The following is a 26,232-nucleotide window of genomic DNA, read 5'->3' on the forward strand; positions in this document are numbered from 1 at the left end:
GCAACTATTTTATTAAAGGATATGGATGTATACAAAATGTATACTCCACAAATGAATATAAATGAGCACTTTTTAAAGGCAGATAAAAAGGTCATTGATGAAGCATTCCGCTGTTCAGACTTGACAAGTGAGATATCATATTATCAATCACGAGTGCTAGGCATATCTACTCAGATTGATATTCAAAATGCTTTTAAAAACAAAAAAACATATACGAAAAAGGAAAGCCTCAGCTTACATTCAGGTTTTAGTGATGAAAAAATTTGTGTGTTTGTAATGGCTCATGCATTTTCAGATGCGCCCCATGTTGGCGAGGGTTTACTTTTTAAAGATTACTATGATTTTCTAGAGAAAACATTAATAACCCTTAATAGTAATAGTGATATTAACTGCTTTGTAAAAGCCCATCCAAGTTCATATATGTGGGGAGAGAAGGGAGGGGTTGAAGCTATTGTAGAGAGGAACAAGCTTCATCATATTTGCATTCTTCCCATGGATTACAATACCAATTCAATCATTGATATTGCAGATGTTATTGTCACAGCGAAAGGAACTGCCGGACTTGAATTTAGTTGCGCAGGTATACCAGCAATAACAGCAGGAAAAGGATACTATCATGGTTTTGGTATATGTTTCGAACCGGAATCCATATGCGAATTTTATAGAATGCTAGCTGAAATAAAAGATATAAAACGATTGGATGACGACAAAGTCCGTATGGCGCTCATTGTTTTATATCATAGTTTTAATAACTTGTTCCATTCTGATGTGCTACCAAAAGTACAAATTAGACCAGGGGATAATTATCAATTATTATTCCGTGGGAAATTTGCTGAGATGGTTTTTAATATGGAGAATGGAGTTCCAATGAAAGATAATTTCTATTACATGGTTTTAAACGATGCAGAGCGGTGCATCAATGAGAAGTAAAATACTTTATATTATTTTGAGTTATTCAATACAGCTTTTGAATATACTCCTTAATTTAGTCTTTATGCAACGCCTTCCCGTGTCATTATTGGGGGATGTAGCTATCGCTAAAATTTGGTTACAATCTTTTGATTACACTCATTTAGGCACTAGATTTGCTCTTGACCGTTATCTTCCTATGGCCAAAATTGATGGTCATAGGAACGCATACCTTCTATTTTCTTTATTGGTTTCTTTTTTTTGTTCTTTAGCAATATTACTTATCGCACTAATAATTGAGAATATTAATGTAACTATATTTTCATTCTGTTTGGTTGGCATATCTCTTGCTGTTATTAATGTAATAAAAGCCTACTTCAGGGCAACAGAAAATATAAAGTCAGTAAATATTTTGATGGGATGGCTTTATGTCTTCCCCCTAACTGTCTCTTTCTTTGCATCTTTATATTCATTCAATGCTTTTATTTTGGTCTACCCAGTTTCTTTCTGGGGTTCAATGATCATCCTACTTTTAAAATATAGGTTTGATATAAACTTTGATATAAATTTTCGATATATTTTAGCAATAAAGAGGAAGATGATTGGAACGTCCAAATTTTTATTTATAAATTCAGTAATCATATACCTAAGTTTTGTTATTGATCGCTTGTTTGTGGATTGGAGCTTGGGGAGGGATGCCCTTGGTTCTTATAGTATTATTATGTTTGTCTTTGCTTCCATCTTTTCCATCCCATCAATATTGACAGAGTTAATCTATCCAAAAATAATTCGTAGTACAGTAAAAGAAAAAAAGCTATTTCATTGGAAGGAATCAGCACTCGTTTGTTTTGGCACATCCGTGGTTATTCTGATTGCAAACATTAGTATGTATTACTTAGTCGAGCGTTTTACTAAATATTCTGAGCTTGTCCCATTGATGCAACTTGCAGCCATTGGTGTGATTCCATATTCATGTATTGCAATTTTAAACCATGTATTCAATGCATTGGATAAGCGAGGGTTATTGTTTATCATAAATTTATTTTCTTTGTTTATTTATGTTTTGTTTTTATTTGTTGCACACTCACTTAAGCAGATTGATATATTTGTATTCGCAAAGATTACATATGGATTTGTTCTGCTTGGGGCTATGGCTCTCACATTAAGATACAGTAAAATATGAGCGAAATATATTTCCTGCTGGCCATATCTCTCTACTTGATTTTAGCAATCCTAAATAAGGACTATTATCATCCAGGTGCTATGCTTATTTTACTTTGGCTTTTGTCATCTGCCTTGGCTAGTTATGAACCATTATATAATTCAGATATTCAGTCACCAATTTCTTTTGAGGCGCATGCTAGTATATTAACCGCAGGGATGTCACTTTTTCTCCCTGCTTTTATTATGTCATTTTCTTCGAAAAAAATAAAAGATGACCGTCTTGAGTATTTTTATTTTAGCAATAAATATGCTTTGTTTTTGGATGCTTTTATATGTATATCAATATTGTCATTTGTAATTAGATTTGGGGCCATTATATTTCAACCTCCAATACTCTATTTAGGATTCAGTGATCTTAAAGAAAGTGTGCCAAGTGGTATTCCTGTAATTCATTATTTCGATTTACTTACCCCATTTCTAGCAATTACAGTAATCCATGCACTTCTTTTTTCTGATGGAATGAGTAAATTCAGAGTGTGGTATTTTAAGTTTTTTATTATTTTTTCTTTGGTCACTATTATTTTATATAAAGTATCTAGAGGAGAACTTCTAATAATAATATTAGGATGGCTCTATTTGATATATTACAAATATCGATTCTCTTTAGCTAAAATGCTATCAGTTGTTGTGTGCATAATTATGGTGTTTTTGCTGATCACTTATCTTCGGCTTTCAACGGGAGGTATGGTTGCAAATTATCTTGGGGATGGTGCTGCATCATATATTAGCCCCATTTATACATATGTAGCGATTAATTTTGAAAACTTCAATAAGTTGACTTTGTCAGATGAATTTAATTATACATATTACCTTTCTTCTCTAAAGTTTATTATTTATCCTTTTTATCCAGAGTTGTACAATTCACAATTTGGTGATATTAAAGACTTCAATACGTTATTTTTTAATGCTAAACCATTTATTTATTATTTTTATCATGATCTAGGGTTATTTGGTGTGGCATTATATTCTTCCTTAATCTCATCTCTAGTTAGCATATTTTATCTTGTCAGCAAAAGAGATGTGAGATATTCATTAATGCTGTCTTTTATGCAGAAGGCTATATTTTTTCTATTTTTTGGGAATTATTTTTTTGGCGAAATGGTTATATTTTTTCCATATGTATTTGGCATGCTTGCGATAATTGCAATGCACAAGAAAGTTAGGGTGTTTAATTGAGCATATTGATCTTTGCTGGTAATATTCATACCGGTGGCGGGGTTCAAGTTGCAACCTCCTTTATTAGTGAGCTAGTCACTTTAAGCCAAGAAAAAACAAATGCAATTACTAATTACGATGTTGTCGTATCCTCAGTTGTTGCAAATGAACTAGCTAAATTGAATTTAGATATGAAAGTGTTTAACTCATATCAAGTAAAAGATTATTATGGGATAAAAAAATCAAAGGATCATGGGAATATTTTAAAGCAATACGATAGATGCTTTGTCATATTTGGTCCGATATATTATTCGTTAAACTCAAAAGAATATATAGTTGGTTTTGCTCAAGCTTGGATAGCCTATTCTAATAATGATGCATATAGAAAGTTATCACTCATTCAGAGGCTCAAGAATAAGGTTAAGTTTTTAATTCAAGATGTTCTATTTAGGCGATACCATCACCTGGTCGTTGAACACCAACATGTGAAAGATGCCTTGCTCAAAAAAGGCTATACTATGCCAATAAGTATAGTCTCAAATAGTTATGCAAGTATTTTTGACAATCCAGAAATGTGGATGCCGATTGATTTTCCAAAGTTTGATAATAATAATGCTCCGGTTGTTGGGTTTGTGGGTAGGGCCTATCCACACAAAAATTTAGATATTCTTATTCCCGTTAATAAAATTCTTTCATCACGCTATGGATTTAATGTGAACTTCTTATTTACATTGAATGCTGATGAGATGAAATATCTCAAGTTTGATAAAATAGAGAATTTCTATACCACAGGTTCTATCTCATTGGTCCAGTGCCCAGCTTTTTATCAAAAAATAGATGCCTTAATTTTTCCCAGTCTACTTGAGTGTTTTTCAGCCACACCACTTGAAGCGATGAAAATGCAAAAACCAATACTTGCTTCTGACTATCCATTTGTAAGTGGAGTATGCAAAAATGCCGCAACTTATTTCAATGCTAATAATGCCGAAGATATCGCGAGATCGATATATGAACTATTCATTTCTCCAGATAAAATAGCCCTACAAGTTGAAACTGGAAATCAGTTAATAAAAAATATCCCCACAGCACAACAGCGTGCAGTGGCTTATTGGCAGTGTTTGAATCAAAAATGAGAAAAATTATGTTTACTGATAAAATACTTTTGATTACTGGTGGTACGGGCTCATTTGGTAATGCAGTGCTGAATCGTTTTTTAGAAACAGATATAAAAGAAATTAGAATATTCTCTCGTGATGAAAAAAAACAAGATGATATGCGTAAAAAGTATAATCATCCAAAGTTGAAGTTTTATATCGGTGATGTTCGTGACTATAACAGCGTGCTCAATGCAACCAGAGGCGTTAATTTTATCTACCATGCTGCGGCTTTGAAGCAAGTGCCTTCATGTGAGTTTTACCCCATGGAAGCAGTAAAAACGAATGTTCAGGGCACTGAGAATGTGCTGGAGGCTGCGATTGTAAATGGTGTTGCTCGTGTTGTTTGTCTCAGTACTGACAAGGCTGTTTATCCGATAAATGCGATGGGTATTTCCAAAGCGATGATGGAAAAAGTGATGATAGCCAAAGCTCGTAATTTAGATCCTCATAAAACGGTTATCTGTGGTACTCGCTATGGTAATGTCATGGCATCACGTGGCTCAGTGATCCCGTTGTTCTTGCGCCAAATCATCAACGGCGATCCGCTGACCGTCACTGATCCAAATATGACCCGTTTTATGATGACGCTCAATGACGCGGTCGATCTGGTATTGCACGCTTTTGAACATGGCACCAACGGCGACATCTTTGTGCAGAAAGCGCCTGCGGCTACTATCGATGTGCTGGTCGACGCATTGCTGCAAATAACTAAAAAGCCTGATCATCAGGTTAATGTGATTGGCACCCGCCATGGTGAGAAACTTTATGAGGCCCTATGTAGCCGTGAAGAGATGTTTGTGGCTGAAGATCAAGGCGGTTATTACCGTATTCCATCCGACAATCGCGATTTGAACTACTCCAAATATAACGAAGAGGGTGAAAAGGATTTGTCGAGCGTTGAAGATTATAACTCTCACAATACTGAGCGCTTGGATGTGGCGAAGATGATCAAATTGCTGCATAAACTCGACTTTATCAGGGATATAGAGGCTGGTAGCCTGGTTGTGCCAGAAGGGGTATAAATGAAAATTCTTGTCACCGGCGCCAACGGTTTTATTGGTAAAAACCTGCGAATTTTTTTAGCTGAAGCAGGTTTTACGAATGTGACATGCTTTGAACAAGGTCATTCTCTAGCAGATCTAGCTGATATGGTTGCCGAAGCCGAATTTGTATTTCATTTAGCCGGTGTGAACAGGCCTAAAGATGAAATTGAATTTCATCAAGGTAATACTGATTTAACCCAACACCTGGTTTCCTTGTTAGGCGCGACTGGCCGACACATTCCTCTGGTATTAACGTCATCCATTCAGGCTGATCGCGATAATGCCTATGGCAAAAGCAAAGCGGCGGCAGAGCAAGTCGTTTTTGATTATATGCGTCAAACGGGTAGCCCTGTGTATGTGTATCGCTTGGCCAATGTTTTTGGTAAATGGTGTCGCCCAAACTATAACTCGGCAGTTGCTACTTTCTGTCATAATACCGTGCATGATTTGCCCATCACTATTCATGATGCCAAAGCGCCATTGGCGCTGGTCTATATTGATGATGTATGTGCCAGCTTTATCTCTTTACTAAGAGATGATTATCAACAATGCGGTTATAAAGAAGTTGAACCGGTTTATCATACCACAGTAGGGGAAGTGGCTGAGGCTTTGCAGAAATTTAAACAAAGTCGTATTAACTTGATCACTGAAGAGGTGGGCACCGGGCTAATGCGTGCTCTTTATGCTACCTACTTGAGTTATTTTTCACCCAGTGACTTTTCCTACACTGTACCGGGTTATAACGATCCGCGTGGCAGTTTTGTGGAAATGTTAAAAACCCCATCAGCGGGGCAGTTTTCATTTTTCACTGCTCATCCCGGAGTGACTCGAGGTGGTCATTATCATCACACTAAAAATGAAAAATTTTTGGTTATTAAAGGCACTGCGAGCTATCGGTTTAAGCAGATGATTACCGGTGAGGAATATTCAATTACCGTTGATGCTGGGGAATATAAAATCATCGAGACTGTCCCAGGTTGGACACACGACATTACTAATATCGGTGAAGATGAATTAATCGTAATGCTGTGGGCAAATGAGATTTTTGACCGTAGCAAACCAGATACCATCGCCAGCCCATTAGCATGAGTTATATAAGCCATGAAAAGTAAAATGAAAGTAATGACAGTAGTGGGTACACGCCCAGAAATTATCCGTTTATCACGAGTGCTAGTTGCGTTAGATCAATATTGTGAGCATATTTTGGTACATACTGGCCAAAATTATGATTTTGAATTAAACCAAGTCTTTTTTGATGACCTTGGCGTTCGTAAGCCGGATTACTTTTTAAGTGCAGCAGGCAGCACCGGTGCAGAAACGATCGGTAATGTGATCATTGGCGTGGATAAGGTATTGGCCGAGGTGAACCCCGATGCCATGCTGGTGCTCGGAGATACCAACAGTTGTATGGCGGTGATCCCAGCTAAGCGCCGTAAAATTCCCACCTTCCATATGGAAGCTGGTAACCGCTGCTTTGATATGCGAGTACCGGAGGAGATTAATCGCCGCATCGTGGATCATACGGCTGATATTAACCTCACATACAGTACTATTGCGCGTGATTATCTTCTTGCTGAGGGACTACCTGCAGATAGGATTATTAAAACTGGCAGTCCGATGTTTGAAGTGCTAAATCATTATATGCCGCAGATAGATAGTTCAGATGTATTAAGTCGATTGAAACTTAACGTGGGAGAGTTTTTTGTAATCAGCGCTCACCGTGAGGAGAATGTTGATTCACCTAATAATCTCGTTAAGTTGTGGCAGGTTCTGAATGGGTTGGCGGAGAGATATGGTTATCCAGTAATTGTCTCAACTCATCCGCGCACTCGTAAGCGGATTGAAGAGCAAGGACTTGAATTTCATCCATTAGTGCAACTGCTTAAGCCATTGGGTTTTCATGACTACAATAAGTTGCAAAAATCAGCCAAGGCGGTGCTATCAGACAGCGGCACCATAAGTGAAGAGTCTTCCATCATGAATTTTCCAGCATTGAATATTCGTGAGGCTCACGAGCGTCCTGAAGCGTTTGAAGAGGCTTCGGTAATGATGGTTGGTCTTGAGATAGAGCGTGTATTTCAAGCGCTACAAGTGTTGGAGTCTCAACCAGTGGGTGATCAGCGGTTGTTACGTCCAGTCGCGGATTACAGCATACCTAATGTGTCTGATAAAATTGTAAGAATTGTGCACAGTTATCGTGATTATGTGATGCGAGTAGTTTGGAAAAAATATTAATGCGACTAGCGTTGTTGATTGATGACTATTTGCCTGGCAGTACGCGTGTTGGAGCAAAGATGTTTCATGAGTTGGCTTTATATTTGCAGATGCAAGGCCACCAAGTTACAGTGATAACACCTGATGCTCGCCAAACATCATTGCTTATGTGTGATGAACTCGATGGTGTGACCATTTGGCGCTTCAAAAGTGGTGAGATTAAAGATGTAGGTAAATTTAAGCGTGCTGTGAACGAAAGCTTACTGTCACTACGTGCTTGGTGGGCAGTGAGAGAAAAAATAGATGAGTATAAATTTGATGGGGTTGTGTATTACTCCCCTTCAATTTTTTTCGGTGGTTTGGTGCGCTGGCTGTGTCACCGCTGCCAATGCCCTGCCTATTTGGTACTACGTGATTTGTTTCCCCGTTGGGCAATCGATGCAGGGATGATTGGTGAGCATTCAATCATAACCCGTTATTTTCGTTTTTTTGAACACTTTAATTACCGCCAGGCCAAGATGATTGGCCTGATGTCAAATAATAATATCAAGGTATTCAAAGAAGATGGAAACCATTATCCCACTGAGGTATTACATAACTGGGCTTCGCTCACACCGATTAGCCAGTTTCCTTCCGATTATCAGCCGCTTCGCCAGCGACTGAAACTACAAGATAAAGTGATCTTTTTTTATGGAGGAAATATTGGTCATGCACAGGATATGGCCAATCTGATGCGCTTGACCAAAGCGATGAGCCACTATCCACAAGCACATTTTTTATATGTTGGTCAAGGCGATGAGGTGGCTCTAATAAAGAAAATGGCTGAGGAATGGAACCTAAGTAACTTCACTTATCTATCATCTGTAAACCAAAATGAATTTAAGCTCATACTAGCAGAGATTGATGTCGGGTTATTTTCTCTCTCAGCAGATCATACCAGCCACAACTTCCCTGGAAAATTGCTTGGTTATATGGTGCAAAATATTCCTATTCTTGGAAGTGTTAATCAGGGTAATGACTTGATGGAGCTTGTAAATACTAATGGAGCAGGCATTATTAGAGTCAATGGTGATGATGTAGGTTTGTATGAAGCAGCTGAATCTCTGTTAAAGGACGTTAGTTTTCGTCTGCGGTTAGGCCGACAAGGCAATGCGTTGTTGAATCGGGAATTCTCGGTCTCAATGGCTGCTGAAGTTATTTTAAAAGAGTTTAAAAAAGATGGTTTTTAGTCTAAGGTTTTTCGATGAAAATTTTAGAATCTGCATTATTAAATCAGCTGTACGATGATGCATCATCATCAGAACGGTTGCGTAGCCATTTTATGCTTCATGCTAACCATTCAGAAAAAGTGCAGAGGCTGATAATTGCTATGCTGAAAGGTAGTTATGTTGAACCTCATTATCATGAACTACCTCATCAATGGGAAATGTTTATTCTTTTGCGCGGTAAAATACGTGTTTGCTTATATTCAATTACAGGGGCAGTCTCACGCGATTTGATTATAAGTGAGAATGATCCTTTACCCCTGATTCAGTTCTTTCCTGGAGATATTCATAGCGTTGAGTGTCTATCAGAGAGGGCTCTGTTGCTAGAAGTGAAAGAGGGGCCTTTTGACCCACAGTATGCAAAGATAGTATGGAAAGGAGAACAGTAGTAGAGTTATGACCAAGCCAAATAATTAACGATGTTCTTAAAATAATCTAATCCATTATTTTCATAGAGCTAAAGTTTATAACTATAATTTCATATTCACGGAGTTTGGGATGGAGTACATTTTATTTTTCCTTGTTTCTTTTGCTATCCTTTTCTTTTTTAGAAAATTGGCAAAAAAGATAAATTTGGTTGACCGTCCTAATGAACGAAAATTGCATCAAGGATTTGTTCCTTTGGTGGGAGGGATTTCAATCTACTTTACCCTGACGCTGGTGCTCTGGCTTAAACCAGGATTGCTTATTAATTCGGATGTTTATGTGCTTTGTGCCTCAGTCTTGGTGATGATGGGCGCAATTGACGACAAGTATGATGTTGATTATCGTGTTAGATTAGTGGTGCAAATATTAATATCTTGTGCGATGATCTTTATAGCTGGTCTTTCATTAAAGAGTCTTGGTTATATTCTCTTCAGCTATGAAATAAATTTAGGGCCGCTTGGCTATATTGTCACCATCTTTGCAGTTCTTGGAGCTATAAATGCCTTTAACATGGTGGATGGTATTGATGGATTGTTGGGAGGGTTGACGATGGTTACCTTTGGCGCACTATCTTATATTCACTACGTCGATGGTCAACTGCAGTTAGCTCGTTTTTGTTTGTTAATAATGATAGTCATGATTCCCTATATATGCTTAAATTTGGGTTTCCCCTTCGGGAAACGTAAAAAAGTCTTTATGGGTGATGCTGGTAGTATGCTGATCGGATTCACTGTCATCTGGGTATTATTACAGGGAACTCAAGGTCCCAAGGCGCAAATGACCCCTGTTACAGCGCTATGGCTGATTGCGATCCCTCTTATGGATATGACTTGCATTATGGTGAGGCGTATACGTAAAGGTGTCTCGCCATTTAAACCCGATCGTGAACATTTACATCATATTTGTCTACGAGCGGGACTCTCTTCCCATCAAGCACTAATGGTAATTTGTGGTACTGCAGCCTTGCTGGCCACGTTGGGGATCGCTCTTGAGAATAGCGGTGTGCCTGAGTGGGTTAGTCTATTTTTATTTGGTTTGGTGTTTTTCTTCTATTACCAGTTACTAAACAATATCTGGCGAATTTTAGCAAAAATAAGACCCAAAACTATCAATGAACATCGCTGAATTATCCTCGTCGACCACCTTTCAAGACCAACTAATACTTTTGTTGGGGAGTAGCGGTCAGCTTGGGTGGACATTATGTCAACAATTTAAATCTGTACCATTACCGGTTGTTTTACAAGCACAGTGTGACTTTTGGAAGCTAAAGGAATTAATTCTTTTGGTTAAGCGATTGCGGCCTAGAGTGATTATTAATGCAGCCGCCTTTACTCAGGTAGAATACGCAGAAATAGAACCAAAGTCTGCCTATCAAATTAATGCACATGCTATGATTGCATTGGCTGAAGTTTCAAAGCAGGTCGGATCGCTTTTGGTTCATTTTTCCACCGACTATGTCTTTAATGGTGTTGGAAGTAAGCCTTGGCAAGAAGAGGATATACCAGCGCCTCTGAATGTCTATGGGTTGAGTAAATTGCAAGGAGAGCAAGCTATCTTAGCGAGTGGTTGCGAACATCTGATATTCAGGACTAGCTGGTTGCATAGTCCATATAGGCAGAATTTTTTAAAAACCATGTTACATCTTGGGCAAGAAAAAAAATCTCTTTCTGTTGTATGTGATCAGATTGGCTCTCCAACATCTACAGCTATGTTAGCACAGGTCACTTTGCAGGCGATTGATAAAGTCCTTTTGGACTCTCGTCTTTGTGGTCTCTATCATGTTGCAGCATCAGGCGAAACGAGCTGGTATAACTATGCCTGCTTTATTTTTGAAGAGGCTAGGGCGTTAGGGGTTGAATTGAAGGTAAGTGAAGTAAAGCCAATCACAAGTCATGGTTATCCCGTACTAGCCACCAGGCCACTAAATTCTCGGCTTGATACCGCGAAGTTTCGTACAACTTTTGGTATCGAGTTGCCTGACTGGAAGGATGGGGTAAGGGAAACATTGGGGCAGATCATCAACTGATTTAGGGATCGATATTGATAACCTCTTCATCAATTGAGGCACGTAAAGGCATCATCTTGGCCGGGGGATCCGCTACCCGTCTCTATCCGGCGACGCTGGCCATCAGCAAGCAACTGCTGCCGGTCTATGACAAGCCCATGATCTATTACCCCCTCTCAACCCTGATGCAGGCGGGTATCCGTGAGATTCTCATCATCAGCACGCCGCTGGATCTGTCCCGCTTCGAGCTGCTGCTGGGGGATGGCAGCCAGTGGGGGATGCATTTCAGCTACGCCGTGCAGGAAGAGCCTGCCGGGCTGGCCCAGGCGCTGCTCATTGCCGAACCCTTTCTGGCCGGCAACCCCTGCTGCCTCATTCTGGGGGACAACATCTTCTATGGCACCGAGCTGCCCCGCCAGTTGCAGCGCGCAAGCGCCAAGACGCAAGGCGCCATCCTGTTTGCCTATCATGTACAGGATCCCGAACGTTACGGTGTGCTGGGGTTCGACGGTGAGGGGCGGGTCGAGTCGATCGTCGAGAAGCCGGCATCTCCTGCCAGTCAATATGCGGTGACGGGCATCTATTTCTACGATGCCACGGCAAGCGAGATTGCTCGGGGCCTGCGCCCTTCGTCACGGGGAGAGCTCGAGATCACCGATGTCAATCTCCATTATCTGGCACAGCAAAGTCTGGAGGTCTGTTTCATGGGGCGTGGTGCTGCCTGGCTGGATACCGGGACCCATGACAGCCTGCAGGAGGCGAGCAGCTTCATCCAGACCCTGGAGAAACGCCAGGGGCTCAAGGTGGCCGCTCCGGAGGAGATCGCCTGGCGCCAGGGCTGGATCTCTGACGAGGCGCTGGCGTCACTGGCACAGCCACTGGCAAAAAGCGGGTATGGCGCCTATCTGTTGCGTCTGTTGCAAGAGCCCTTTGGCAAAATGCACCCCGATTGGGATTGATAAGGCACTCCATTGGGTGATATATCCTTGCCCATTATTCCAAAGAAAACACCTATGCACTTTATTTCATTGAAGATTCCGGATGTTATCCAGATCCGCCACCAGCGTCATCCAGATGAGCGGGGCGACTTCATGGAGCTGTTTCGCCACGATCTCTTCACCCGCAGATGCGGTGATTTTTGCTTCGTTCAGGACAATCTGAGTCGTTCCCGACAAGGGACACTACGGGGGCTACATTATCAACGCCAGCGGCCCCAGGGCAAGCTGATACAGGTGCTGGCAGGCACCATCTTCGACGTGGCCGTCGACGTGCGCGCCGGGAGCCCGACCCTGGGCCAGTGGGTGGGGGTGTCGCTCTCGGCCGAGGAGGGAACCTCCCTCTGGATCCCGCCAGGTTTTGCCCACGGCTTTTATGTTCAGAGCGAATGGGCCCAGGTGCTCTACAAGTGCACCGACTATTACGCTCCCGAGCTGGAAGCCTCCCTTCACTGGTCGGATCCGACACTGGCTATTGAGTGGCCCCTCATGGACAATGTGCCATTACGCTTGTCAGAGAAAGACCGTCACGCCCCTCTCTGGCAATCACCTCATCTTCAGAGCCCGATATGAACAAACAAGTATTCGATAATTCAGACAGTCAGTTGCCCCAGGGTTGGCAAGCCTCTTCCGGTGATGAAATCGATCTGCGTGAGCTGATCCTGGTCCTGTGGCGCCAGAAAATACTGATCCTGCTGGTCGCAGGCGTCTTTGCCGCAGCAGGTATCGCCTATGCCCTGCTGGCTCCCCAGGTCTGGGTCAGCCAGGCCGAGATCAGGTCGCCCACCCTCAAGGAGGTGGAGTCCCTCGAGCTCAACATCAATCAGCTGATCAATGCCCAGGTACCGGTGGCGGCTTTTACTGCCTTTGACAAGAAGGCGCTCTATGGCGACTTCGTCAACAACTTCAACAGCTTCAACAACAAGCGCCAGTTCCTGCAAGAAAGGGGTTACCTGGATGCCGAGGCCGCGCAGGCCGACGTCACAGACCCCAAAGGCAAGCGGCTGCTGCTCAAGAAGATGGCCGAGGGGATCAGCGCCAAGGCACCGGACAAATTGCGTGAAGATGTGACGCTCTCCTTTGCCGCGGCCACGGCGGGGGAGGCCAAATCCCGGCTGGAGCAGTACATCGCCTTTATCCAGCATCAGGAGTCGGCGGCCAAGGGCAAGGAGCTGTATACCATCTGGCAGAACCGCATCAAGACGCTGCAGACCCAGTTCGAGAGTGCCAAGGCCGATACCCTCAAGCAGTTGCAAGACGATATTCTGCGTACCGAATATGGTCTGCGCATTACACAGGCGGCCGGGCTGGAGGCGCCGGTGCAGAATCTGCAGGAGCAGGGGAGCCTTCCCATCGATCTGGGGGCGCGCGCCCTCTCCGAGAAGCTCAAGATCCTCAAGGAGATCAAGAACCCCGAGTTCCTCAACCCGGCGCTGAGCGACCTGCGCTTGCAATTGGGCAGTCTTGAGGCCCTCAAGCTTGAAGCACAGCCCTTCCAGTCGTTCGCCTATCTGGCTTCGCCGAGTGAGCCCCTGAGCCGCGAGCAGCCCAAGCGCCCTCTGGTCGTGGTGCTGGCTACCCTGCTCGGTGGCATGCTGGGGGTGGGCATCGTGCTGGTGCGCCATGCGTTTCGCCGACCGGAATCGGCACAAGGATGATTGAAGTGAACAAGGGGGGCTTTGCCCCCCTTCATGTATGGCGTGTCGGAAGAAAACGAGCATGAGCATGACACAACAGGGAGCAGTGACGGTGACGTCGACGACAGGGATATTGGGGGTTGTCAGCCTCCTTTACTGGTTGCTTGGCATGCATTTTTTCATGCACAACCCGGGCGGGGCAGGGCTCTATCTGCCGTTCAATGCCTGGGGGTGGATCTTCGCCAGCCTGGTGATGGCGCTGGGGCTGTGGCATGTGACCCTCAGCCAGCGACTGGTGGTCTCGCCGCTGCTGACGGCCCAGTGGCTGGGGGGCCTCTTGTTGTTGCTGCCCATGGCCTATCCGGGATTCGAGCTCAAGGACTATGCCATTCCCCGGCTGCTGGGGCTGTTTGCCGGCCTGCTGTTTCTGGCAAGCCTCTATCAGTGGCGATTCGGCCGCGAGGCGCGAGACAGGCTGCTCTATCTGCTGTTGGGGGCCGTCGCCATCGAGGCGCTGCTCGGCCTGGTGCAGTATTACCTGCTGGTGCCGGGCAACTGGATTGGGTACGACACCCAGACCAACCGCCCCTATGGCATCTTCCAGCAACCCAACGTGATGGCGAGCTTCATGGCGACCGGCCTGTCACTGGCCATCTGGCTGGAGCTGCGCGGTGATGCCAACCCTTGGCTCAAGGGGCTGCGCTATGGGGTGATCCTGGCCACTTCTCTGCTGCTGGTGGTCCTGCAATCGCGAGTCGGGCAACTGGGCGGCGTGATGGCTCTCTTGCTGCTGTCCGCCCAGCTGGGGCGTGAGCGGCGGCTGGGCCGGATGCTCGCGCTGGTGGCCCTGGGCATTCTGCTCGGGCTGGCCTCGCAATACCTGATGGCCGGAGCCAGACGAGGGCTGGAGATCTACCAGTCCGGCGGCATGCGCTCCATCTACTGGCCCTACGCCGCCAAGCTGATTGCCCAGATGCCCTGGACCGGTTGGGGCTATGGCAGCTTCGAGTCGGTGTTTCTCGATCACTACATGGCCGACAAGGCGCTGAACCCGGCCATGGTGCAGATCGAGTACAACCTGGATCACCCCCACAACGAGTTCCTCTACTGGGCGGTGGAAGGGGGTCTGGCACCCATGCTGGGCATGGTGCTGATGGGCGGGGCCCTGCTGTGGCGTCTGAGCCGGGCGGGCTGGGTCAAGGGCGCCGCCTTGCTTGCGCTGGTGACCCCCATCTTGCTGCACACCCAGACCGAGTACCCCTTTTACCACGCCATCGCCCTGTGGTGGGCGCTGCTGCTGCTCCTGTATGCGATGGATGCGGAGGTGGAGGAGCAAGGCCACGGCAACTGGCGCGACCATCTGTGCCGCCCCTGGTTGCTGCTGCGCTTCATGGCCATCGCCATTCCCCTGATCGTCATCCCCTTCATGCTGACCGCCCTGCACACCGCCTGGGTGGTGACCAAGTATGAGCGGGGCGGTTACAAGCAGCCTGCGCTCCTGCTCGACATCGTCAACCCCATGGCCTGGCTGACCCGGGTGGAGTTCGACGTGAACGCGGTGCGCCTCATGGTCGGTCTGCAGGCCAACAACCAGGCGGAGCTTGAAGCCTACCTCGACTGGGGGCAGGCCTTCGTGCGCCATACCCCGAGGGCCAACATCTACGCCAACATGGTGATCGCCCTCAATGCCCTGGGGCGCACGGCGGAGGCCGACAACCTGCGGGCAAGCGCCCTGATGCTCTATCCGGGTGAGCCTTTGCTCACCGTGTCGGCCGCAAGAAAGGTGGCCGCGGCCCTGGAGCGCAAGCCCTCTTCGTGAGGGCCGTTTCAATCTGTCTACCATCACGGCCGCCTTTGCGGCCGTGATGGTTCTTGTGCCCGCCTCGTTGAAGGGGGAGGGGGCTGGTTGCCAAAGAGGTTCCCGGCCATCCGTTCACCTCGCCCGCGCACCGAGGCCGTTTTGCTGTACAAGGTTGCAGCAAGGGTTTCATCGGCTCGCAAAAATGGGGTTATCTGCTGGACGGCGCAAGCGCCTTGGCTAAGATAACCGTCTTAACGTCTTGTTTGGCAAGGGAGTATGACATGGAGATAGTACTAGGCCCATTAGAGGCCCGCGTGATCGGCTGCCTGATTGAGAAAGAGATCTGCACGCCGGATCAGTACCCTCTCTCGCTCAATGCACTGGTCAATGCCTGCAACCAGAAGAGCAACCGGGAACCCGTGCTGGAGCTCGCCGAGCTGGATATTCGCGCCGTGATCGACGAGCTGATCCGCCGCCGTCTGGTGGTCAATACCGCCGGTTTCAACGCCAGGGTGCCCCGCTATCAGCATCGTTTCTGCAATACCGAGTTCGGCGAGCTGAAGTTCTCGGCCCAGGAGCTCGGCATCATCTGCGAACTCTTGCTGCGTGGCCCGCAGACCCCGGGTGAGTTGCGTTCGCGCACCAACCGGCTGTGCAGCTTTGACGATGTGACCGAGGTGGATGCGGTGCTGGCCACCCTCATCGAGCGGGGGCCCTATGTGGTGAAGCTGCCCCGTGAGCCGGGCAAGCGGGAATCCCGCTACGCGCACCTGTTCAGTGGCGAGGTGGATCTGCAGGCGCTGGCCGACGCGGCGCCCGCTGGCAACCTTGTGTCACCGGCGGCAGACAGACTGGCAGCGCTCGAAGAAGAGGTCGAGCACCTCAAGGGGCAGTTGCAGGGGCTGGAAGCCCGTCTGGCCCGGCTGGAAGGCTGAGCCAACATCTGTTTCCAGAAGGCGCTGCGGCGCCTTTTTTGATGACCGCGCCCCTCCTGCGGCCCGTTGCCCGGTGGCAGGGGCGAGTGCCCTGTCAGCCCTGTCGCTCGCGTACCCATCAAAGGCGCCAGCTTTTTTGCACTATTTCGCGCTTAAGGGTCGAGCCGCCGCCGCTTTCCCGTTAAAATTCCGCCTTTGCACTTGCCCGTGAGTTCTGATGTCAGCCTTCACCCTCTCTTCAGATTGCCATGCCCTGCTGTGCGAGCTGCAATTGCAGCGCGCCGCCAGCACTCGTTACCTGCAAGACACCCTCTATGCCCCGGGCGCACCCGGGCGTGTGCTGCTCGACACCCTTGATCAGTTGCAGCAGTGGGGGCTTGTCCGTCAACGAACGGAGCAGCAGTGGAGTCTGACGGCAGAGGGAACCCTGACCCTGATCCTGGCGGTGCGTGCGGGGGAGTGCCCCATGCCGCAGTGGTCCCGCATCCCCTCGGTCACGGGCCTGGAGCGGGCACAGGAGGTGGTGCGCGAGCTCTGTCTGGGGGAGGCGGGGCAGATCCCGGCCTATTACCAGAGTGCCGAGCTCCTGAGCCTCCTGGATCTCCCCGATGCTCCCCGCCTGCTGGCAGGCTCCAGCCCCGCCTGGCAGGCCCTGCTGCTCGAACACTTCGCCCTGCAGGCCCTGCTTGACGCAGAGCCTGACGAGGGCTGGCCGCTGGCAACGCTGGTCGCCTCCTGCTCCCCGGCGCTCTCTGGCCAGATCCAGGCTCGCGCCCGCGAATGGGAGTGGCTCTGCGGTTCCTTTGGGGGCGAGGTAACCACTCACTGGCCTGCACTGCAACAACTGGCGCAGCAGGGGGATGAGCAACCCCTGGCCGAGCGGCTGCTGGGGGCGCTTGGCCAGTGGCAGGGGCAAGAGGCGTCGCCCTGGCCCCGGATGTTCAGCGCCCTGCTCTGGCTCGGCTGGTTGCAACAGGCAGATCCGGTGCAGGGGAGCGAGCAGCGCAAGAAGTGGCAGCGCAGTCTGGGCCATCACTCCCCCCTGCTGGCCGATCTGCTGGGGCAGTGGGCCGGAGATCGCCACGGCCAGGCGGTAGGCCTGTTCGATACCCTGCAACTGCCGCTGGAGGAGCTCCACTGGGGTTACCTCTGGCTCGATCTCTGCGCCCTGGCGCGCCACGGCGAGCAGAGCCCCCAGGTGACCATCTTGCACAAGTGGGACCTCTCTCACGTGCTGGACGCCGAGCCTCGGCATCGCCTGATGGCCTTCTGCCAGGATCTGCTGCGACTCCTGCTGGGCCGGGAGGCCGCCCATTGGCCCCTGCGCGCGTTGCGCCCTGCTCAAGGGGAGGAAGAGGATGCCACTGAGGAGGAAGGCAAGGCCCCCGCCTCGGCAAGCTGGCTCAACTGGCTGCAGGGGTTGGGACGCTCGAGCGGGGTGCGCAAGCCCCAGGAGCGGCTGGTCTGGCTGCTCCACGCAGAGGGGCCTGAGCTTGAGTGCAAGATCCAGAAGCAGAGCACCAAGGGGGAGTGGACCGCCGGGCGAAGGGTCGATCCGGCCCTGCTTTCCACCCAGTACGCCAGCCTGCTGGACGAAGCTGACTGGGCACTGGTGCGCACCCTGCCGCGCAACATGGGCAAGCTGCCCCGGGATGCCTGGGTGCCCCTGGCAAACCATCCTCGCCTCTTCAATGCCAAGGGGCAGAAGCTGCAACTGGCCGTCAGCGCCCCCCTGCTGCAACTGGTACAGAGCGGGGAGGGCATGAGCGCCAGACTACATCCTGCTCCCGCCGCCCGCGGTGCGCACATCGTCCCCCTGGCTCAGGATTTGTGGCAGCTTATTCTGACACCGCAGGCGCTGCTGGACAGATTACCGGCCCTGGAGGCCATTCCGGCATTGCCGCCGGCCGGGCTCGAGGAGCTGCAACGCACGCTGGATGCCATCCCCGATCTCCCCTGGCACAGCCAGGTGGCGGGGCTCAGAGGCAATGCCGAGCTGGCCCCCTGGCCCGGCGTTCCCTCCGTCCTGCTCGACTGGCAGGAGGGGCAGCTCGTGGTCCAGCTGGTGACCCGGGAGGGGGACCTGCCTCCCTTGCCTCTGGGCAAGGGGGAGGCCATCGTGCGCCAGGGTATCCGGGAGTATCACTACTGGCAGCGGGATCTGGCTGCCGAGAAGGACGATGCCCAGCGCCTTCGCAACCAGTTGCCCATTGGCCTGCCCGGCAACGAGTGGAAGCTGGACGGGGAGCAGGCGCTTACCCTGGTCAACGCCCTGCCGGAGCTGGTGGACGCCGGTGTGGTGGTGCACTGGCACCAGGACAGCGCCCGCCTCAAGAGCCTTGATGAGGCGGCCCTGAGCCTGCGCATCGAGCGGCGTCAGGACTGGTTCCAGGTGGAGGGGGCGCTCTCGCTGGACGAGCACCAGATCCTCGATCTTCGCCTCATCCTGCGCCAGCTGACACCGGGCCAGCGCACGGTGCAGCTCGACGAGAAGACCAGCCTGATGCTGAGCGACAAGCTGGTGGAACGCCTCACCGTGCTCGGCGCCATGCTGGACAACGAGCAGCGCATCAACAACAAGCTGGCCTATCCGCTGGCCCGCCTGCTCTCCGTCATCACCACCGAGGGGGATGCCGCCTGGCAGAATCTCCAGCAGGAGTGGCAGCAGGAGGTGAGCTGTCCCCCCGAGCTGCTGACGGCGCTGCGGGACTATCAGAAGGAGGGAGTACGCTGGATGGCGACCCTGGCCCATCACGGCTTTGGTGCCTGTCTGGCCGATGACATGGGCCTGGGCAAGACCTTGCAGGCCCTCATCGTGCTGCGCATGCGCCAGCACCTGGGCCCGGCGCTGGTGGTGGTGCCCAAGTCAGTGGTCACCAACTGGCAGGAGGAGGTGGCCCGCTTTGCCCCCGAGCTCGAGGTGGTGGTGTTCGACCATCCCGCCGAGCGGGAGACCCTGATCCAGGGGGCCAGGGCCGGACAGATCGTCCTGGTCAACTACGGCATGCTCGGCAGTCTCTCCCAGGCGCTCAAGTCCCGCCGCTGGTCGAGCATGGTGCTGGACGAGGCACAGCAGATCAAGAATGCCGGTACCCAGCGTGCCAAGCTGCTGTTCCAGCTCGACGGGGATTTTCGCCTCGCCCTCTCCGGCACCCCCATCGAGAACCATCTGGGGGAGCTGTGGAGCCTGTTCAGCTTCATCAACCCCGGCCTGCTCGGGAGCCTCGGGGAGTTCAAGCGCCGCTTTGGCAAGGCGGTCAAGGATCCCCAGCACATGGCGATGCTGCGGGCGGTGATCAGCCCCTTCATCCTGCGCCGCCTCAAGCAACAGGTGCTGACGGAGCTGCCGGACAAGACCGAGATCATCCATCACATCAGCCTCTCCCCCGAGGAGCGTCAGCTCTACGAGGCGACCCGGCGCGAGGTGGTGCAGCAGGTGCAAAGTGCCGATGGCCGTGCTCTGATGCATGTGCTGAGCGGCCTGACCCGGCTGCGCCGACTCTGCTGCTCCCCCCAGCTGGTGATGCCGGAGTGGTCCCAGACCAGCAGCAAACTGGACGAGGCGATGGCGCTGCTGGACGAAGCCATCGATGGTGGCCACCGGGTGCTGGTGTTCAGCCAGTTTGTCGATCTGCTGAGCCTGCTGCGCAGCCGTATCGAACAGCGGCAGTGGGACTACTGCTATCTGGATGGGGGCTGCTCGGCCAAGTCCCGTCAGGAGTCCATCCTGCGTTTTCGCCACGAAGCGGTGCCGCTCTTCCTCATCAGCCTCAAGGCGGGGGGCACGGGCCTCAACCTGACCCAGGCCGACACCGTGCTGCACCTCGATCCCTGGTGGAACCCGGCGGTGGAGGATCAGGCGAGCGATCGGGCACACCGCATGGGCCAGACCCAGCCGGTGACCGTCTATCGCCTGGTGTGCGAGCAGACGGTGGAGGAGAAGATAGTGGCGCTGCACGACGAGAAGCGAGCACTGGCCGACGGCCTCCTGAGCGGCCAGTCCGAGGTGAAGGGGCTGGATGTGGAGAGCCTGCGGGCACTGCTGATGAGCTGACGGCGATGGGCTGTCGCCCGATGTGACAAGGGGAGCATCCGTGATGCTCCCCTTGTCGTTTGTGGCGGTGCCGGGCCTGCGCTACCCCTGATAGAGGTAGAGGTGCAGCCGCTCTATGATGGGGTCACCGCCAATCTTGCGATCCCGGCGTGCCTGGCGCAGCTTGGGCGGGTAGTGGCCCAGATGGGTGACGGCCGGCTGGGTATCGGAGCAGAGCAGCAGGGGAAGGCTCGCCTTGATCTGCTGCTTGCGGGGCTCCCGGTCCTGCCAGAGCAGATTGATCATGGGGTGGGTCTTGACCGGCCTGCGGATCCGCAGGGCGGCATCCGCCGGCAGGCGGCGAATGTCGTATACCTCCTGATCCACCATCTTGCTCCACTCTTCGTTGTCAAAGAGCGCCGGTACATACCGGCGGCTTCGCTCCAGCATCTCCAGTACCTGCTCCCGGCTGAGGCGGCTGATGCTCTGCTTGTCGGCCCAGGTGAAGCCCAGCGAATGGAGATCCCCCTGAAGCCAGGTCAGCTTGCGATAGACCTGCAGGGTGATGACGCCGGGCAGGGCACCGTGCACCAGCTCGAACTTCTCGTCCCGCCCGCCCGCCGCCTGCACCATGGCCTTGAAGGCGAGCTTGTGCGCGTTGATCTCCTCGATGACAGGGGCCAGCTCCCTGGCGCTGGCGGCAGGAAAGCGCAGCCAGCCGGGCAGACGGTGGGTCGCCTTGGTGGAGCAGCCGGGGCGGGCGCTGTGGTCCTGAAAGGCGGCGAGGGTGGCGGCCAGGGCCGCCTCGCCCGAGAGATAGCCCACCTCGATGGCCTCGATGGGCTCATGCTCTTCCCCCTGGGCCACGGCCGGGAGGGGATAGACATGAGCCTCCAGCAGGTCGAGCTGGCCCAGTTGCCGGGCAAGGCGTGCCAGCGACGCCTCCAGCAGGGCCATCTGTTGACGCAGGGCGGCGGTGGGGGTAAAGGTGTCCATCGGCAGATCCTGTGTGTGTGCCGCTCCCTTGTTCAGCATGATATTGGGACAACGTGGGGAGGCAGCATGATAAACCACTGTATAAATAACCATACCAGTATGATAGCAGGGTGCCAAGTGTCCGGTGCCACCCTGACGATGGGGGTGACATGGGGGCATCCGGTTCAGGTTGCCTGTTCGTATCTTTTTGTTAAATAACGATCTTGTTGCGATCTATTTGTTAACAAACCCTGGTGGCCGAGAGTTTGCACCCTGCTGACTCGGCGTCGTGCCGTGCATAGCTAGCGTGGGAAAGTGCATAGTTAGAAGTGGGTGGCGCAGGAGAAAATGCTGTCAGGCTGCCGGGGGGAAATTTTCAGCATTATTTCATTTTAAAATCATATGGTTATGGTTATTGCCCTGGCGATATCAACCATTACTTTTACTAATGTCATGTATCAAAATTCGTCAATTGAGGCACCTCCCCGCCCTGACTAAGCTTTGCGCATCAAATCCGAGCCTTGCGCAGAACGAGAGAGAGGAGCCATATCATGGCCAACATGACTTATACCGAAGCCGGTTACCAGCATTCCAGCGAATCGAATCTGGTTGCTCGCGTCAAGATGACCGTCCTGACCTGGCTGGAACGCAGCCGCAGCCGTCGCCAGCTCTCCGAGCTGCCCGCCTACCTGCTCAAGGACATCGGTCTGAACGAAGCCGACCGCTATCAAGAGACCACCAAGCCGTTCTGGCGTGGTTGATCAGCCGGGCATGGATGCCTTGTTTTTCTGCTGATCCCAGGGGCATGCTGCCCACCCGTCTGCCGAAGGCATGCTGTCTTCATCTGCCGATACCCGTTCACCGCTTTACCTCTCCCGTGTTTCCCCCCGCTTGATCCTGTTGCATGAGTTGTCACTCATTATCGCCATTTTTGTATCCTTACTGTTTGAATTTGTTTAAAAACTGATTTTAAGCCCGGTTGCCTTGCGTATAATCCGGCCATGGCATTCCAGACTAAAGGGTGAGACGGATGATTCCCCAGCATGACTTTTTGGCCCTGACGCGCCGCCATGAGTGGCAGCTCGAGCCTTTCGCCTTCAATCTGACCGACGGTACCCGGGTGAGCGTGTGGGATACCGGTGTGATCTGCCTGGAACCCGCTTCCGAGGCGGGGCAACCCGGGCATAAGGACATCGTCCTTTCCTGTGGCATCCACGGCAACGAGACCGCCCCCATCGAGATCTGCAACCAGTTGCTGACCCGGTTGCTCGCAGAGGAGCTCAAGGTTCGTCACCGAGTGCTCTTCCTCTTTGGCAACCCCGCCGCCATGAACCAGGGGGTGAGGGAGGTGGAAGAGAACATGAACCGCCTCTTCTCGGGCGCCCACAGCAAGGGGGAGGGGCTGTGCAACCGGGAGCGCATCCGCGCCATGCGTCTGGAGCAGTATGTGAGCCGCTTCTTTGCCGACTCGGCCAGGCCCCGTTACCACTACGATCTCCATACCGCCATTCGCGGCTCGCGCCACGAGAAGTTTGCCGTCTATCCCTTCCCCCACGAACGCCCCCACTGCAAGGAGCAGGTACGTTTCCTCGGTGCCTGCGGCGTGCGCACCATACTGCTCTCGAGCGGCCCGACCACCACCTTCAGCTATTACAGCTCGCACCAGCACGGCGCCCATGCCTTTACGGTGGAGCTGGGCAAGGTGCGGCCCTTCGGTGAAAACGACATGACCCGCTTCATCGAGGTGCGCCAGACATTGCAGGAGCTGGTGACCCGGGATGAGGTGGCCCTCGAGCCCTGGCGAGCCGATGACTTCACCCTTTTTGCCATAGATCGGGTGATCAACAAGCAGTCGGAGCAGTTCCGCTTCCTGTTTGCCAGCGATGTGGACAATTTCACCGAATTTCCCCAGGGTTTTGTGCTGGCAGAAGATGGGGATCGGCAATACAGGGTAGAGAAACCGCGGGAGGCGGTGGTCTTCCCCAACGCCAACGTGGCCATCGGACAGCGCACCATGCTGCTGGTGGTACCCACCCGTTTGTGGGAGTGAATTGACGCCTTTTTGTCATGCTGATCCTGCGCCACGGGCGGTGTCAAGCAGCATGGCGGTGATGGGCGTGATCCCGAACTCGATATGACAGGGAGCCTGAACAGGCTCCCTTCTTTGTTTCTGCTCGCCGAAAATTCCGATTACCTTCGAAAATAAAAGAAGTTTCTACTGGTCTTACCTGGATGAATCTCGTTGCCCTTTGATTAACATGTTGTTTACATTTTAAATGTCACCTCATAGTGGTGACGCTGACAACGGCAAGGAGCCAGTTATGACCCATGTCGACATCCCCTTCCTTCGTTACCTCGATGAGGAGGGGCGCCCGGTCGCGACACTGCCGACCTGGCTGGACAAGGCGATGCTGCACACCTTCTACCGCAACATGGTGATGGTGCGCAGTTACGACAAGAAAGCGATAGCACTGCAGCGAACCGGCAAACTCGGCACCTTTCCCTCCCATCTCGGGGCGGAAGCGGTGGGGATCGGGGTCGGGCTCGCCATGCAGCCAGAGGATGTCTATGTGCCCTACTACCGGGACATGCCCACTCTCTACGTGAGGGGCGTGCCCATGGAGCAGAACCTGCAGTATTGGGGCGGCGATGAACGGGGCAGTGTCTTCTACAAGGCCGATGGCGAGTTGTCGGAAGACTTGCCCATCTGCGTTCCCATCGCCACCCAGATCACCCATGCTGCCGGCATCGCGGCCGCCTTCAAGCTGCGCAACCAGCCCAGGGTCGCCGTGGTGACCATCGGCGATGGCGGCACCTCCAAGGGAGACTTCCTCGAGGGGCTCAACTGTGCCGGTGTTTGGCATCTCCCCATGGTGATGATCATCAACAACAACCAGTGGGCCATCTCGGTGCCGCGCAAGTTGCAGTCGAGCGCGCCCACCCTGGCCCAGAAGGGCATAGGAGCCGGGGTGCGCAGCCTTCAGGTGGACGGCAATGACGTGGTGGCGGTCTATGAGGCGACCCGCGCCGCCGTCGAGCGGGCTCGCAGCGGCAAGGGGCCGACGCTCATCGAAGCCGTCAGCTACCGGCTCGGGGATCACACCACCGCCGATGATGCGACTCGCTATCGTGACGGCGACGAGGTGGAAGCGGCTTGGGCCAGGGAGCCGGTCAAGCGGCTGCGCCAGTTCATGTTTGAACGGGGGTGGTGGGACGAGCAGCAAGAACAGGCGCTGCTGGCAGAGGCGGGCCGGGAAGTGGAGCGCGCCGTTGCCGCCTACGAGGCCATCACGCCCCAGGCGCCGGAGACCCTGCTCGATTACCAGTTTGCCGAGCTGCCGAAGGCCTATCTTGCCCAGCGCCAGCGCATCATCGCCAAGGGCATGCAGCAGAGCGGGGAGGGACTATGAGCGATATCACGCTGCTCGAAGCGATCAATCTGGCATTGCACCACGAGATGGCACGCGATCCTGATGTGGTGGTACTGGGGGAGGATGTGGGGGTCAACGGCGGTGTGTTTCGTGCCACTGTGGGGCTTCGCGATAAATTCGGGTTCAAGCGGGTCATCGATACGCCGCTGGCCGAAGGACTCATCGCCGGGGTGGCGGTGGGCATGGCGACCCAGGGGCTCAAACCCGTGGCCGAATTCCAGTTCCAGGGCTTCATCTTCCCGGGCATGGAGCAGATCATCTGCCAGGCGGCGCGGATGCGAAACCGGACCCGTGGCCGCGTCACCTGTCCCATCGTTTACCGCTCCCCCTACGGTGCCGGCATCCATTCGCCCGAGCACCACAGCGAGAGCGTCGAGGCCCTGTTTGCCCATATCCCCGGGCTGCGGGTCGTTATCCCTTCGAGCCCGAAGCGGGCTTACGGCCTGCTGCTGTCGGCCATTCGGGATCCGGATCCCGTGATGTTCTTCGAGCCGGATCGCATCTATCGCTCCATGAAGTCGGATGTGGTGGATGACGGCGTCGGCCTGCCGCTGGATGTCTGCTTCACCCTGCGTCCCGGCCGGGACATCACTGTGGTGGCCTGGGGAGCCTGCATCCAGGAAGTCATGCGTGCGGCGAACCTGCTGGCGGAGCAGGACATCCAGTGCGAGGTGCTGGATCTTGCCACCATCAAACCCCTGGACATGGAGAGCATCCTGACCTCGGTACGCAAGACCGGGAGGCTGCTGGTGGTACACGAAGCCTGTGGCAGTTTCGGGGTGGGTGCCGAAATCGTGTCCCAGGTGACCGAAGAGGCGATGACTGCCCTCAAGGCGCCGCCAAGACGCCTCACCGGCGTGGATGCCGCCGTCCCCTACTATCGCAACGAGGAGTATTACCTCATCACCGAGCAGGAGATCGCGCAGGCGGCTCGGCAACTGATGGAGAACCAGTGGCTATGACGCGCGACAGGTACGGATGCGCAAGTGCCTGGGCCACAGGGCTCCATGGTGTCTGTCAATGTTTG

The 26,232-nt window shown here is 52.1% G+C and carries 22 protein-coding genes; 21 read left to right on the forward strand and 1 reads right to left on the reverse strand.

The window, feature by feature from the left end:
* The 17 genes from AB5Y89_RS03940 to AB5Y89_RS04020 form a co-directional block, all read left to right on the forward strand.
* Window positions 1–930, forward strand: a 930-nt coding sequence (locus AB5Y89_RS03940) for a hypothetical protein (protein ID WP_368222909.1), incomplete at its 5' end; no start/stop codon positions are given.
* Window positions 902–2,092, forward strand: a complete 1,191-nt coding sequence (locus AB5Y89_RS03945) for a hypothetical protein (RefSeq protein ID WP_319921444.1) — start codon at window positions 902–904, stop codon at window positions 2,090–2,092. The genes AB5Y89_RS03940 and AB5Y89_RS03945, both read left to right, overlap by 29 nt.
* Entirely contained in the window at window positions 2,089–3,309 is a 1,221-nt protein-coding gene (locus tag AB5Y89_RS03950; protein WP_368222910.1) for an O-antigen polymerase, read from the forward strand. Before AB5Y89_RS03945 ends, AB5Y89_RS03950 begins: the two co-directional genes overlap by 4 nt.
* A complete protein-coding gene (locus tag AB5Y89_RS03955; RefSeq protein WP_319921442.1) occupies window positions 3,306–4,421 on the forward strand; it encodes a glycosyltransferase in 1,116 nt (371 codons plus the stop codon). The genes AB5Y89_RS03950 and AB5Y89_RS03955 overlap by 4 nt, the downstream gene beginning before the upstream one ends.
* Before the next feature lie 8 nt (window positions 4,422–4,429).
* Entirely contained in the window at window positions 4,430–5,467 is a 1,038-nt protein-coding gene (locus tag AB5Y89_RS03960) for a polysaccharide biosynthesis protein (RefSeq protein ID WP_317842319.1), read from the forward strand.
* A complete protein-coding gene (locus tag AB5Y89_RS03965; RefSeq protein ID WP_319892254.1) occupies window positions 5,468–6,577 on the forward strand; it encodes an NAD-dependent epimerase/dehydratase family protein in 1,110 nt (369 codons plus the stop codon).
* A 12-nt stretch (window positions 6,578–6,589) separates the two neighbouring features.
* On the forward strand, window positions 6,590–7,723 hold the full coding sequence (gene wecB, locus AB5Y89_RS03970) for a non-hydrolyzing UDP-N-acetylglucosamine 2-epimerase (RefSeq protein ID WP_368222911.1): 1,134 nt from the start codon (window positions 6,590–6,592) through the stop codon (window positions 7,721–7,723).
* Window positions 7,723–8,931 carry a glycosyltransferase family 4 protein gene (locus AB5Y89_RS03975; RefSeq protein WP_368222912.1) on the forward strand — a complete coding sequence of 403 codons (1,209 nt, stop codon included), beginning with the start codon at window positions 7,723–7,725 and terminating at the stop codon, window positions 8,929–8,931. Before wecB ends, AB5Y89_RS03975 begins: the two co-directional genes overlap by 1 nt.
* Before the next feature lie 14 nt (window positions 8,932–8,945).
* Window positions 8,946–9,356 (forward strand): WbuC family cupin fold metalloprotein, encoded by a 411-nt coding sequence (locus tag AB5Y89_RS03980; RefSeq protein WP_319892251.1) that lies wholly within the window; start codon window positions 8,946–8,948, stop codon window positions 9,354–9,356.
* 109 nt (window positions 9,357–9,465) lie between these two features.
* The gene (wecA, locus tag AB5Y89_RS03985) at window positions 9,466–10,518 is read left to right on the forward strand and encodes a UDP-N-acetylglucosamine--undecaprenyl-phosphate N-acetylglucosaminephosphotransferase (protein WP_319921440.1); all 1,053 of its coding nucleotides are present in this window, start codon (window positions 9,466–9,468) and stop codon (window positions 10,516–10,518) included.
* Window positions 10,505–11,419: a dTDP-4-dehydrorhamnose reductase gene (rfbD, locus tag AB5Y89_RS03990; protein WP_368222914.1), complete on the forward strand. Its 915-nt coding sequence runs from the start codon at window positions 10,505–10,507 to the stop codon at window positions 11,417–11,419. Before wecA ends, rfbD begins: the two co-directional genes overlap by 14 nt.
* 32 nt (window positions 11,420–11,451) lie before the next feature.
* The gene (gene rfbA, locus AB5Y89_RS03995; RefSeq protein ID WP_368222931.1) at window positions 11,452–12,357 is read left to right on the forward strand and encodes a glucose-1-phosphate thymidylyltransferase RfbA; all 906 of its coding nucleotides are present in this window, start codon (window positions 11,452–11,454) and stop codon (window positions 12,355–12,357) included.
* 54 nt (window positions 12,358–12,411) lie between these two features.
* The gene (gene rfbC, locus AB5Y89_RS04000; RefSeq protein WP_042017517.1) at window positions 12,412–12,966 is read left to right on the forward strand and encodes a dTDP-4-dehydrorhamnose 3,5-epimerase; all 555 of its coding nucleotides are present in this window, start codon (window positions 12,412–12,414) and stop codon (window positions 12,964–12,966) included.
* Window positions 12,963–14,051, forward strand: coding sequence for an LPS O-antigen chain length determinant protein WzzB (locus tag AB5Y89_RS04005; protein ID WP_225315730.1), 1,089 nt, complete (start codon window positions 12,963–12,965; stop codon window positions 14,049–14,051). Before rfbC ends, AB5Y89_RS04005 begins: the two co-directional genes overlap by 4 nt.
* Before the next feature lie 148 nt (window positions 14,052–14,199).
* The gene (locus tag AB5Y89_RS04010; protein WP_368222933.1) at window positions 14,200–15,849 is read left to right on the forward strand and encodes a Wzy polymerase domain-containing protein; all 1,650 of its coding nucleotides are present in this window, start codon (window positions 14,200–14,202) and stop codon (window positions 15,847–15,849) included.
* Between the two features lie 263 nt (window positions 15,850–16,112).
* Window positions 16,113–16,766 carry a YceH family protein gene (locus AB5Y89_RS04015; protein WP_039040218.1) on the forward strand — a complete coding sequence of 218 codons (654 nt, stop codon included), beginning with the start codon at window positions 16,113–16,115 and terminating at the stop codon, window positions 16,764–16,766.
* A 217-nt stretch (window positions 16,767–16,983) separates the two neighbouring features.
* A complete protein-coding gene (locus tag AB5Y89_RS04020; protein WP_368222915.1) occupies window positions 16,984–20,820 on the forward strand; it encodes a DEAD/DEAH box helicase in 3,837 nt (1,278 codons plus the stop codon).
* An 81-nt stretch (window positions 20,821–20,901) separates the two neighbouring features.
* Here the strand turns inward: AB5Y89_RS04020 and AB5Y89_RS04025 are convergent, their stop codons facing one another.
* Window positions 20,902–21,795 (reverse strand): DNA replication terminus site-binding protein, encoded by an 894-nt coding sequence (locus AB5Y89_RS04025; protein ID WP_139700391.1) that lies wholly within the window; start codon window positions 21,793–21,795, stop codon window positions 20,902–20,904.
* Window positions 21,796–22,325: 530 nt separating this feature from the next.
* Between AB5Y89_RS04025 and AB5Y89_RS04030 the strand changes: the two genes are divergently transcribed.
* The 4 genes from AB5Y89_RS04030 (at window position 22,326) to AB5Y89_RS04045 (ending at window position 26,167) form a co-directional block, all read left to right on the forward strand.
* On the forward strand, window positions 22,326–22,535 hold the full coding sequence (locus AB5Y89_RS04030) for a DUF1127 domain-containing protein (RefSeq protein ID WP_010675316.1): 210 nt from the start codon (window positions 22,326–22,328) through the stop codon (window positions 22,533–22,535).
* Between the two features lie 269 nt (window positions 22,536–22,804).
* The gene (gene astE, locus AB5Y89_RS04035) at window positions 22,805–23,824 is read left to right on the forward strand and encodes a succinylglutamate desuccinylase (protein WP_010675315.1); all 1,020 of its coding nucleotides are present in this window, start codon (window positions 22,805–22,807) and stop codon (window positions 23,822–23,824) included.
* 271 nt (window positions 23,825–24,095) lie between these two features.
* Window positions 24,096–25,184: a pyruvate dehydrogenase (acetyl-transferring) E1 component subunit alpha gene (gene pdhA / locus AB5Y89_RS04040; RefSeq protein ID WP_330143420.1), complete on the forward strand. Its 1,089-nt coding sequence runs from the start codon at window positions 24,096–24,098 to the stop codon at window positions 25,182–25,184.
* Window positions 25,181–26,167 carry an alpha-ketoacid dehydrogenase subunit beta gene (locus AB5Y89_RS04045; RefSeq protein ID WP_042864128.1) on the forward strand — a complete coding sequence of 329 codons (987 nt, stop codon included), beginning with the start codon at window positions 25,181–25,183 and terminating at the stop codon, window positions 26,165–26,167. Before pdhA ends, AB5Y89_RS04045 begins: the two co-directional genes overlap by 4 nt.
* Window positions 26,168–26,232 lie beyond the last annotated feature (65 nt).

It is taken from the genome of Aeromonas sp. s4, assembly GCF_040907855.1.
GTDB lineage: Bacteria > Pseudomonadota > Gammaproteobacteria > Enterobacterales > Aeromonadaceae > Aeromonas > Aeromonas caviae.

Bases quoted from the DNA above. Each gene is read 5' to 3' on its own strand.
- AB5Y89_RS03965 (WP_319892254.1), top strand. From the start codon at position 5,468: ATGAAAATTCTTGTCACCGGCGCCAACGGTTTTATTGGTAAAAACCTG.
- AB5Y89_RS04015 (WP_039040218.1), top strand. From the start codon at position 16,113: ATGGAGATAGTACTAGGCCCATTAGAGGCCCGCGTGATCGGCTGCCTG.
- AB5Y89_RS03945 (WP_319921444.1), top strand. From the start codon at position 902: ATGCAGAGCGGTGCATCAATGAGAAGTAAAATACTTTATATTATTTTG.
- wecA (WP_319921440.1), top strand. From the start codon at position 9,466: ATGGAGTACATTTTATTTTTCCTTGTTTCTTTTGCTATCCTTTTCTTT.
- AB5Y89_RS04045 (WP_042864128.1), top strand. From the start codon at position 25,181: ATGAGCGATATCACGCTGCTCGAAGCGATCAATCTGGCATTGCACCAC.
- AB5Y89_RS04005 (WP_225315730.1), top strand. From the start codon at position 12,963: ATGAACAAACAAGTATTCGATAATTCAGACAGTCAGTTGCCCCAGGGT.
- rfbD (WP_368222914.1), top strand. From the start codon at position 10,505: ATGAACATCGCTGAATTATCCTCGTCGACCACCTTTCAAGACCAACTA.
- AB5Y89_RS03950 (WP_368222910.1), top strand. From the start codon at position 2,089: ATGAGCGAAATATATTTCCTGCTGGCCATATCTCTCTACTTGATTTTA.
- AB5Y89_RS03960 (WP_317842319.1), top strand. From the start codon at position 4,430: ATGTTTACTGATAAAATACTTTTGATTACTGGTGGTACGGGCTCATTT.
- AB5Y89_RS04030 (WP_010675316.1), top strand. From the start codon at position 22,326: ATGGCCAACATGACTTATACCGAAGCCGGTTACCAGCATTCCAGCGAA.
- AB5Y89_RS03975 (WP_368222912.1), top strand. From the start codon at position 7,723: ATGCGACTAGCGTTGTTGATTGATGACTATTTGCCTGGCAGTACGCGT.
- astE (WP_010675315.1), top strand. From the start codon at position 22,805: ATGATTCCCCAGCATGACTTTTTGGCCCTGACGCGCCGCCATGAGTGG.
- AB5Y89_RS03980 (WP_319892251.1), top strand. From the start codon at position 8,946: ATGAAAATTTTAGAATCTGCATTATTAAATCAGCTGTACGATGATGCA.
- rfbC (WP_042017517.1), top strand. From the start codon at position 12,412: ATGCACTTTATTTCATTGAAGATTCCGGATGTTATCCAGATCCGCCAC.
- AB5Y89_RS04025 (WP_139700391.1), bottom strand. From the start codon at position 21,795: ATGGACACCTTTACCCCCACCGCCGCCCTGCGTCAACAGATGGCCCTG.
- wecB (WP_368222911.1), top strand. From the start codon at position 6,590: ATGAAAAGTAAAATGAAAGTAATGACAGTAGTGGGTACACGCCCAGAA.
- AB5Y89_RS04010 (WP_368222933.1), top strand. From the start codon at position 14,200: ATGCATTTTTTCATGCACAACCCGGGCGGGGCAGGGCTCTATCTGCCG.
- pdhA (WP_330143420.1), top strand. From the start codon at position 24,096: ATGACCCATGTCGACATCCCCTTCCTTCGTTACCTCGATGAGGAGGGG.
- AB5Y89_RS04020 (WP_368222915.1), top strand. From the start codon at position 16,984: ATGTCAGCCTTCACCCTCTCTTCAGATTGCCATGCCCTGCTGTGCGAG.